General features: G+C 53.3%; 8 protein-coding genes. All 8 read right to left on the bottom strand.

The genetic code is table 11. From position 1 onward, the window contains the following. Positions 1 to 616: hypothetical protein (locus tag L691_RS28510; protein ID WP_036736459.1), on the bottom strand; the 616-nt coding region annotated here is incomplete at its 3' end. A 172-nt stretch (positions 617 to 788) separates the two neighbouring features. Beyond that, entirely contained in the window at positions 789 to 1571 is a 783-nt protein-coding gene (locus tag L691_RS0110005) for a (S)-acetoin forming diacetyl reductase (protein WP_025690337.1), read from the bottom strand. 342 nt (positions 1572 to 1913) lie between these two features. Continuing rightward, on the bottom strand, positions 1914 to 3038 hold the full coding sequence (locus L691_RS0110000; RefSeq protein WP_051459343.1) for a GGDEF domain-containing protein: 1125 nt from the start codon (positions 3036 to 3038) through the stop codon (positions 1914 to 1916). 335 nt (positions 3039 to 3373) lie between these two features. Then, positions 3374 to 4762, bottom strand: a complete 1389-nt coding sequence (gene murC / locus L691_RS0109995) for a UDP-N-acetylmuramate--L-alanine ligase (protein WP_025690334.1) — start codon at positions 4760 to 4762, stop codon at positions 3374 to 3376. A 6-nt stretch (positions 4763 to 4768) separates the two neighbouring features. Continuing rightward, complete coding sequence (locus L691_RS0109990; protein ID WP_025690333.1) at positions 4769 to 6145, bottom strand: bifunctional folylpolyglutamate synthase/dihydrofolate synthase; 1377 nt, start codon at positions 6143 to 6145, stop codon at positions 4769 to 4771. A gap of 5 nt (positions 6146 to 6150) precedes the next feature. Further along, positions 6151 to 8784: a valine--tRNA ligase gene (locus L691_RS0109985; RefSeq protein WP_036736460.1), complete on the bottom strand. Its 2634-nt coding sequence runs from the start codon at positions 8782 to 8784 to the stop codon at positions 6151 to 6153. Between the two features lie 694 nt (positions 8785 to 9478). Beyond that, on the bottom strand, positions 9479 to 9712 hold the full coding sequence (locus L691_RS0109980; RefSeq protein WP_025690330.1) for a hypothetical protein: 234 nt from the start codon (positions 9710 to 9712) through the stop codon (positions 9479 to 9481). 470 nt (positions 9713 to 10182) lie between these two features. Further along, a partial coding sequence (locus tag L691_RS28505; RefSeq protein ID WP_036736456.1) for a LysM peptidoglycan-binding domain-containing protein occupies positions 10183 to 10382 on the bottom strand: 200 nt, incomplete at its 5' end.

Here is a 10382-nt window from a genome sequence, read left to right as displayed (position 1 = left end):
GGCGGGGGTCGCTGGAAGCCGGGCCGCCGCCTGTGGTGTAGGCCGGAGAGCCGTAATCAAAGCCGGCATAGCTCTCTTCGGCTTCCGTCTGCTCTGCCCGCAAATCTTCGCTTGGCCGGGAACGGAGAAACGCATCCCGCAATAGCTCCGTGTCCGTCTCCCGTTCTTTCCCGGTCAATAGTCCGGGTGTCCATTCCGGGAGCGGATCGGCATCCGGCCCGTACGAATCGCCCGCGATATCCTCTCTGTCCCGGATAGCGGCAATGTTCCATCGATCGCCAGGACCGCTGCTTCCCTGTTCATCCCGATTGACTTCGTCAATCCTTCGATCCGGATTAGCGCCGGAACCGGAAATTTTCTTTTGATTATTGTAAGCCTGTTCCAGCTCATCTAGCCGATATTTCCGGTCCTGCGTTCTGCCCCATGTATGAGTAGGAATAGGGCCAACGGCGCTGCCCTGCTGCCGGCCTCCACCGGCCGTTCGCCGAGCCTCGTCCAGGCTGTATATTTCCGCGCGCTGCTCCTGCTTCGTCTCTTCGGGTCCGGGTTCCGGCTGAAGCTCCTTCGGCTTGTCCTTTCCGGCATCGAACCGGAACGTCATTCTTCCGTTACTCAATCCGTCCACCTCACCTTATCAAGTCTATAAGACAAGATATGATAGACGGTAGGAAAGTATGCATAGGTTTGAAAGAACCATCCAAAAGAAAAGCTGTCCCGTAAATGGAATTTTCCGGGACAGCCTCTCTATACTAAAGAATTAATATCATTCGATTGGTATCATGACTCTCTTACAGGAAGACCATACCGCCATCAATCAGCGGCGATTGACCGGTCATATAGTCGGAATCAGGACCCGCCAAGAAAGAAACAAAGGCGGCAACATCTTCCGGAGTCGACAGGCGTCCAAGCGTGATTTTGCTGCCGAACTCCTTGGTTGCTTCGCCTTCGGATTCTCCCTTGGAGCTTGTAATTTGTTTATCGATGGAACCCCACATCGGAGTTTGGACGATACCGGGGCAATAAGCATTTACGGTGATACCGTATTTGGCCAGTTCCTGAGCGGCGGTCTGCGTCAGCGAACGAACCGCGAATTTCGAAGCGGAGTATACGCTGAGGCTGGCATTGCCGACATGACCGGCTTGAGAGGAGGCATTTACGATTTTACCGCCGTGCCCCAGCTCCTTCAGCTTGGCAGTCGCAGCTTGGATTCCCCAGATGACGCTGGCTACATTGATATGGAATACTTTGTCCAAATCCTCAACCGTCACTTCTTCAAGCATTTTTACAGGGGCAATACCTGCATTATTGACAATAACGTCGAAGCCTCCCAGCTTCGCGGCCGTTTCATCGACTGCGGCGAATACCTGATCCCGATTCGAGACATCGGCTTTCAACGCCAAGGAGCGCCCGCCAGCCGATTCAATTTCCCCTGCAACTTTCTTCGCGTTGTCCTCATTCAAATCTACAACTGCAACAGCAAACCCGTCTTGACTGAGCCGAAGCGCAGTAGCGCGTCCGATACCTTGTCCTCCGCCTGTCACCAGTGCTACTTTCCCGTCAACTCTACCCATTTTCGTGCATCTCCTTTGTAATATGTAGTCAGAACTTATAGATAGCACGGCAAACGATTAGTGATTTTGCCATAATTCACTATAACACTATTTCCAGAAAAAGCCAGGACAATGGGCATGTTTTCAGAAAAATCTCAAAGATATTTCAAATAAGTTTAACAAAATTAGCCAACTTTAATAGCGGACGCAAAAAGAAACGGCTTCATCGTCCTTTTAGGGACGATACCGTTTCTCGTAGAAATATAAGACAAATGGGTAAGCGTTCAGCTTACAAAATCGCTTATATTTCAAAAAAGCTCCCGCTCCTGCCCGAAAGACAAACGGAGAATCTATGGATTACAATCAGGGCAGCCCGGCCCCGCTTTCCGGCCAGCGGCTTCGCACTACCCGGTTTCTTCCGTCCTGCTTCGCTTGGTAGAGCGCCGCGTCGCTGAGCTTGTACAATTGATCCAGCTGCGTGCTCTTGTCCGGAATGACAGTAATAACTCCGATGCTGACCGTATATTTAAGCGGATGGCCTTCAATCCGCGAGCTCATAATCGCTAATCTGAACTGCTCCGCTTTCCGGTCGCTCTCCTCCTCGCCCGCACCCGGAAGCAGAACGGTGAATTCTTCGCCGCCATACCTGCCGAACAAGTCCTCCGGACCTAAGTAAAACTCCAAGGTGGAGGCGAAATTCTGCAGAGCCCAGTCACCGGTGACATGCCCGTAATTATCATTAACCTGCTTGAAATGATCAATGTCCAGCAAGAGAAAGGATATCGGCTCTCTCCGCTCGGCTGCTGCGGCGGCAGCAATCTGAGCCCGATCAATAAATGCCCTGCGGTTCAGAATTCCGGTTAGCTCATCAATATTCGCCTTCCTGCGGAGCACTTCATACGACCGTTCCCTTGAGAGCAGAACAAAACCAGCCATCCCCAGAATCATTACCAAAAAAATGCCGATAGAGTAGAGCTGCCGGATAAGCCCCGTCAGAAAGATATTCATGTCGCGTCCCGCGAAAAGCGCGGTGAAAGCACGGGCCAGCATGACGAATGAAACCGCAGCGTAAACTAATCCCATCACCGTCTGAAGCAGTGAGTCGCCCTTGTTCGCAACAAAGCGGTAAGCCGGGAAAGCAATGAACAGCACTACTCCCAGGGAAGCTGAAGCAATGCGGAGGTTGTCCGAATGATCGAAAAAATAAATGAGCCCATAGCTCAATACACACAGTGCCGTGACGACCGCATAGTAACGTTTCGCCTTCGCGTCAAATGCTCCCGCCATCAGCAGCAGGGCGACAATCTCAAGCCCACCGCCTACAAGCATCAGCGCATTGCTCACCAGAACAATCTGCTGCCCGGGAAGGCTGAATCGTATCATCACCAGCAGCCAGCAGGCGGACTGCAGCCACTTTGAAACAATAAACAAAGAGCTTGCTGTATCGCGGGGAGCACGGTAACGATATGCGGCAATAAGCAGCGCCATAAACACATTTCCAAGTATAAGCATTACTAACAACGTTTTTATGTCTAACTGAAAATCCACACGTTCACCACCAATATATGCCCAAGATCGTATCGTCCACTCCGGTTACTGATGGCTTAGCACAGGATAGATACAATTATTTCAAAAATAGTACTAGTAAAGATAGTAGCACACCCTAATGATTGAGTTCTGTCGAATTATGGGAGATAACCGATTATTTTGTGAAAAAAGACGCATCCCTTCCAGAAATCGTGAAGAGAATGCGTCTATTGCTCTGCATTTCCATGGCATAACCGTTTCAAATGAGGCGGCATGGTAAGCATCATAACTCGATTTTATTTCGAGGCTCCGCGCTTCCGGAGGTTATCCGCAAGCGCATAGCCGACCTTGTAAATATCCCCCGCTCCCATGGTGATGACAAGATCGCCGGGCTTAAGCCGGTCCTGAAGATCTTCAAGAACATCTTCCTTGGCGGGTAGATAGCGTGCACCAGAGTTGCTGTTCTGTGTGATCAGTTCCACCAGTTTGGCGGAAGTTACGCCTTCGATTTGTTTCTCTCCAGCTGGAGAGTAAATGTCGGTGATGATCACCTCGTCGGCTTCGCCGAAGGCGCAGCTGAACGCATCAAGCAGGAAGAAGGTCCGTGTATACCGCTGCGGCTGGAAGACCGCGATAATCCGTTTACCGGTTGTTTTGGCCGCGCTGATCGTTGCCTGAATCTCCGTCGGATGGTGGGCATAATCATCGATAATCAGAATGTCGTCAGCTTCCCCGAGCACCTGAAAACGCCGTTTGGCTCCGTGAAATTTCACAATAGCCGATGCTATGGCCGCGAACGGTATGCCCGCTTTAAGACAAGCTATAACCGTAGCCATTGCGTTGTAGAGGTTATGCTGGCCGGGAACCGACAGCTCGATTCTTCCCAGAACCTCTCCCCGATGCTCCATTGTAAACGACACCTGCCGGTCGCCCAGCGCAATGTCCGTCGCGGTATAGTCCGCAGTCTCCGAGCGGATACCGTAGGTCGTCACATCAGCCTTGACCCGGGGCAGCAGTGAGACAACCGTCTCATCATCTGCGCATACAATGGCCGTACCGTCCTCGCGCAGCTGATTCATGAACTGCATGTAGGCGCTCTTTAGACGTTCGAAATCGCCGCCGTAATTCTCTAGATGATCGGCTTCGATGTTCGTAACGATTGCAAGCCACGGATGATACTGAAGGAAGGAGCCGTCGCTCTCGTCCGCTTCAGCTACAACAAACTCCCCTTGTCCCGCCTTGGCGTTCGTACCGACATTCATAATTTCCCCGCCGATAATATAAGTAGGGTCAACCCCGCATTCTTCCATAACGAGGGCGATCATTGAAGAGGTCGTTGTCTTTCCGTGCGCTCCGGCGACGGCGACGCCCTTGCGCTGGTTAAGCAGCCGGGCCAGCATCTGCGACCGGTGCAGAATCGGAATATTCAGCCGCTCCGCTTCCACCCGCTCGACATTATCCTTCGGCAAAGCCGTGGAGTAGACAACCAGATCGGCACCCTTCACCTGCTCCGCCGTATGGCCGATATATACTTTCGCGCCTTTGGTAATTAATTTTTCTGTCAGTTCCTGAGCGGCCACATCAGAGCCTGTTACCGTATACCCCATCTCCAACATGACACGGGCAATCGCGCTCATCCCGTAACCGCCGATTCCTATAAAATGAACTCGTTCCGTAGTATCCACAGTTTGTCACCAGCCTTTTTCAGAATCGGGTTGCCTCAAAAGTGCGCTCCGCACATCTGCGATCAAATACAGCGTACCGGACACAACCGCCAAATCGTTGCCGCCCGTAATCGACTTCAGAAGCTGCAGCGCTTTGCCCCAATCATGCTCTACAATGATTTGCAGGTGCTCCCTGGCATAATTCTTCCGCAGACTCTCTGCAATGAGCCGAAGGTGTTCCGCGTCCATTTTCTTCCGGAAATCCGGTTCGGTTAGGATAAGCGTATCCACTATAGGAAGTATATGCTTGAAGTAGGATTCATGATGCTTGTTCGACAGCATACCCATCAGTAAATTTAATTTCCGGTATTGATAGAACTTCGGAAGGCTCGCCGCCAGACTTGCCGCTCCCTCGGGGTTATGTGCACCGTCAAGAACAATCCGCGGGTTTCCCGGGATTTCCTCCAGCCTACCGGCCCAGAATGTACGGCGAAATCCGGCGAGCACATCCTCGTCGCTAAGAATGAACGCCATATATTGGCGCAGCACTTCCAGAGCCATCATGGCGCCGGCCGCATTGGCGAGCTGATGCTCTCCTTTCATCGCAATAGCGATATCCAGTGAACGGAAAGGACCTTTAAAAGTAAAGGTCTGCACGCCTTCCCGGATTCCTTTGCTCTCATACGCAAATTGCTCTCCGGCCAGATAGAGCGTCGCCCTGCAGGACGAGGCCTTATCTTTAAGAACGGAGACGGCTTCCGGCTGGGAGACGCAGCTGATGACAGGAACGCCGGGCTTGATAATACCCGCTTTCTCGAAAGCTATCTTCTCCAGTGTGTCGCCTAGAACATCGGTGTGGTCATAGCCTACATTCGTAATGACCGAGACAATCGGAGTGACGATATTCGTTACATCCATCCTTCCCCCGAGGCCTGTCTCCCATACGACGACATCGGGATAGCAGACTTCCGCGTAATACAGAATGGCAAGCGCTGTCGCCACTTCGAACATTGTGGGGGAACCGAGCGGCGTTGCTGCGATTTCCTCCACCAGCGGATGCAGGCGGTTCGCAAGCGCCGTCAGCGTTTCTTCGGGAATGTCCTCGCCGTTATACTGAAAGCGGTTCGTGAATTTCGTGATATAAGGCGAAGTAAATGTTCCGACGGAATATCCGTTTTGTCTTAGCACCGACGTTAGAAAGGCGCAGGTCGAGCCCTTGCCGTTCGTTCCCGCTACATGAATAAATTTCGGCCGGCGGTGGGGATGCCCGAGCAGCTCCATCATCCGCTCGATCCGCTCAAGTCCCGGACGGATGCCGAACGGAATGAGGCTGTTGATCCACTCAACGGCTTCGTTATATGTGTGTAAAGGGGCGGCTGCGCCGGCCCCATTGATCTCTTCCATATCTGTTATCCTCTCAGCTCCGCGATACGGGCCAGCACCTTCTCGCGTTTGGCCGAGTAGTCGGCCTGCTTGGCCCGTTCCTCTTCGATGACTTTAGCCGGCGCCTTATTCACGAAACCGGCGTTGCCGAGCTTTTTATCCACGCGTTCCACTTCGCTGTTCAGGATCTGCACCTCTTTTTCAAGACGGGCGATTTCCTGCTCAATATCAATCAAGCCAGACAACGGAAGCAGCAATTCGGCGCCCGTAACCACGGCCGACATCACCTTCTCCGGAGCCTCCGGATTCAGGCCCGCCTCGAAAGAGGAGGTATTGGCAAAACGGCTGATGTAGGCGTTGTTCCGATCAATGATGGCCAGCGTCTCCTGACTGCCCGCCTTGACGATCAGCTCGACTTTTTTGCTCATTGGGACATTCACTTCAGCACGGATATTCCGAACGGCGCGGATCATGTCCATCAAGAGGTTCATTTCCGCCACCGCATCCGGATTCTCAAGCACGACGTCGTATTCCGGCCATGCAGCCAGCGTAATCGTCTCGCCTTGATGAGGCAGATGCTGCCAGATCTCCTCCGATATATACGGCATGAACGGGTGAATCAGGCGCATCGTGCGGTCAAGCACATAAGCCAGTACGGATTGCGTGCTGCGCTTGGCAGCCTCGTCCGAGCCATACAGCGACAGCTTCGCGAACTCGATATACCAGTCGCAGAGATCATCCCAAATGAAATTGTACAAGAGACGTCCGGTCTCGCCAAAATCATAGGCATTAATAAGACGCGAAATATCGCGGGAAGTTTCGTTCAGGCGATGTAAAATCCAGCGGTCGGCGGTGCCGAGCTTGCCGGAAATGTCGATATCTTCAAAGGTCACGCCCTCCAGGTTCATCAGCGCGAAGCGCGAGGCGTTCCAGATCTTGTTCGCAAAATTACGCGCCTGCTCGACCTTCTCCCAGCGGAAACGCAGGTCCTGTCCCGGCGTGCTGCCTGTCGAAATCATATAGCGCATGGCGTCGGCGCCGTACTTCTCGATAACTTCGAGCGGATCTACGCCGTTGCCGAGCGATTTGGACATTTTGCGTCCTTCGGCGTCGCGGACAAGGCCGTGTATCAGCACATCCGAGAATGGCTTCTCGCCGGTGAATTCCAGCGCCGTGAAGATCATCCGCGCCACCCAGAAATAGATAATGTCGTAGCCCGTTACAAGCACATCGGTCGGATAATAGCGTTTCATATCCTCGCTGTCATCCGGCCAGCCAAGGGTCGAGAACGGCCACAAGCCGGAGCTGAACCACGTATCGAGCACATCCTCGTCCTGCTTCAGATCGCTCAGGCCGCTGATCCGGCGCGCTTCTTCTTCATCGCGGGCGACTACCATCTCGCCGGTGGATTCGGAATACCAGGCCGGAATGCGGTGACCCCACCACAATTGGCGGGAAATGCACCAGTCGCGCACATTTTCGATCCAGTGCAGATAAATCTTTTCGAACCGTTCAGGCACGAAGTTAACGCCGGTACCGTCTTTTTGCGCCTTGATCGCTGCTTCGGCAAGCGGCTTCATCGCGACGAACCATTGCGTCGACAGATAAGGCTCAACCACGGCTCCGGAGCGCTCGCTGTGTCCTACCTGATGAACATGGTCCTCAATGGAAATGAGCACGCCCTGCTCTTTCAGGTCGGCGGTAATGTTCTTGCGGCATTCGCTGCGGTCCTGCCCCTGATAAGGCCCCGCTTCGCTGTTCATGGTGCCGCTCTCGTCCATAACGACGATCTGCGGCAGGTTGTGGCGCTGGCCGACCTCGAAGTCGTTCGGGTCATGGGCCGGCGTAATCTTAACCGCGCCGCTGCCAAACTCTTTATCCACGTACTCGTCGGCAATAACCGGAATCTCGCGGCCCACAATCGGCAGAATCAGCGTCTTCCCGATCATGTCCTTATACCGCTCGTCCTCCGGATGAACCGCTACGGCCGTGTCCCCAAGCATCGTCTCCGGACGCGTGGTCGCTACGGTAATGAAGCCGCTGCCGTCCTTCAACGGATAACGCAGATGATACAAGTGGCCGTTAACTTCCTTGTACTCTACCTCAATGTCGGACAGGGCCGTGCGGGCCGCAGGGTCCCAGTTGATGATGCGCTTGCCGCGATAGATCAGGCCCTTTTCGTACAGCTTGACAAATACCTCGCGAACCGCTTTGGACAGCCCTTCGTCCAGCGTGAACCGTTCTCGGCTGTAATCGAGCGACAGCCCCATTTTTGCCCACTGCTCATGAATCGTTGCCGCATACTGGTCTTTCCATGCCCATACCTGCTCCAGGAACTTCTCGCGGCCGAGATCGTAGCGGGAGATGTTCTGCGCGCGCAGCTTCTGCTCCACCTTGGTCTGAGTAGCAATCCCCGCATGGTCCGTTCCCGGCAGCCACAGCGTATCATAGCCCTGCATCCGCTTCGTGCGAATGAGAATATCCTGCAGCGTAAAATCCAGCGCATGCCCGATATGCAGCATCCCCGTTACGTTCGGCGGCGGAATGACGATGGTGTACGGCTTCGCGTCCAGGCGCTGTCCGGCACGGAAAAAACCGCCTGCCATCCAGTAAGGATACCATTTCTGTTCCGCGGCTTTAGGGTCATAAGTGGTCGGCATATCGGTCTTAGCGCCGCCGGCGGAGCTGCCCCCATTAGCTTCCAATTCCAGCTCCTGCGCCTGTGTCAATTGATCTTGTTCTGCCATAGCTTTCTACCTCCGTAGGATTCGGTTATTACGCTTATTTCCAACTAATAAATAACAAAAAAACCCTTCGCCCTCAAAGGACGAAAGGTCATTCTTTCGCGGTACCACCTTTGTTTCGCGTTATTCGCCGGATAGGCGGCGGAGCCGGCACATTACAAACACCCGCTCACAAAACGCGACACTCTGCGCAGAAATAACGGCCTGCGGCCGGCGCGCTCTAACCTTCATGGCCGTTACAGCCACCTGAAGCTCAAGCGGGCGACTCCAGGGCGACTTCGGCTGGCCTCGCGTCCTACGGAAGCTCACAGCTGCTGCATTCCGCTCTCTGAAGGGCTGACCGCCTACTCTTCCCGTTCCTAGTCTTTGAAGAAATATAGCTTAATACCTTACATAATACATTTTGAGTCCTGCCTAGTCAACCGGAAGGCCCAGATTAAGAAAGCAGTATCGACATAATCCGCTAACCGGAGCTGGCTGTTCACGTCTCTCATCCCCGAGAGAAGGTCAATGCCGGGTTTAGCATGCCCCGCCTTTTGATTTATTGTGCATGCGGAACTTTGCGTTTCAGTTCCTCGAACGTCTGCCGGGTATCCGAAGCTTCTTATCGTTAAACACAATATATCATCGGCCAGCCTGATGACAATATAAGGAGGCGAATGCTTGAAAATGTACGCCCGGGTATTTCCCCAGCCTTCCAGTCTGAAATGCTTAGAATAAGCGTAGTATCGGCCCGGACGACGCGCCGTTCTCCGGTGCTCCAATCATGCGCACGCTTGATCCGGGCCGCCTCCCGGTGATACTTCAAGAACAAGCGGTATCCTGCCCACAGCACGATGCCCATCCAGACCCACCAGTACATAAAGACCAGTGAAAAATAACGGTTTAGCATAAACAGCGGCAGAAGGACCAGCGCGCCGACGACGATAAAGAAGGTATGACTTCGGCGGAAAGAAGCCCGCAGGCTCTTCAGTTCCTCAGCCTGGGAGGCATGCTCGGGGATGCCTACCCCGAAGATGATGACTCCCCCTGTTATGCATGTACACGTGCCGTAGATAAAAAAACGCCTCCCTTCTGGGAGGGCACTGAAAAACTACTTGATTTTTAGAAATTCAACATTTTGAGGGGGTCAAATATGATTCCCGGAACGCAAAACGAGCCTTAGAAACGATTCTAGAGGCTCGTTTTTTTTCGCGTATTTTTTGAAGAGACTTTTTCAGTGACCTCCCTTCTGGAGACGTGTTATCGGTATGCCCAAACCTAAATCCCGGCCGCAAGTCAGCCGGGACGCAATTATTTTCTGTCTGCAATTCATTATGGAATGTAAAGCACCTGTCCTTCCTCCACTGTCTGGCCGGACAGCCGGTTGTACAAAACCAGCTCACGGGCGCTGAGCTGATATTTCTCCGCAATCGTATCCAGTGTTTCCTCACGCTGCACGATGCAGAGGCGAACCTTGCGAAAAGCCTCCTCGCCGTCCGTATCCCGTATGAACCGGCTCTTCCATTCAGTGT

It is taken from the genome of Paenibacillus zanthoxyli JH29 (assembly GCF_000520715.1).
GTDB lineage: Bacteria > Bacillota > Bacilli > Paenibacillales > Paenibacillaceae > Paenibacillus_AQ > Paenibacillus_AQ zanthoxyli.
Note: the sequence above shows the minus strand (reverse complement) of the source record. Positions and strands in the feature narration are given on the sequence as shown.

Bases quoted from the DNA above. Each gene is read 5' to 3' on its own strand.
- L691_RS0110005 (WP_025690337.1), bottom strand. From the start codon at position 1,571: ATGGGTAGAGTTGACGGGAAAGTAGCACTGGTGACAGGCGGAGGACAA.
- L691_RS0110000 (WP_051459343.1), bottom strand. From the start codon at position 3,038: ATGGCGCTGCTTATTGCCGCATATCGTTACCGTGCTCCCCGCGATACA.
- L691_RS0109990 (WP_025690333.1), bottom strand. From the start codon at position 6,145: ATGGAAGAGATCAATGGGGCCGGCGCAGCCGCCCCTTTACACACATAT.
- L691_RS0109985 (WP_036736460.1), bottom strand. From the start codon at position 8,784: ATGCCGACCACTTATGACCCTAAAGCCGCGGAACAGAAATGGTATCCT.
- L691_RS0109980 (WP_025690330.1), bottom strand. From the start codon at position 9,712: ATGGGCATCGTGCTGTGGGCAGGATACCGCTTGTTCTTGAAGTATCAC.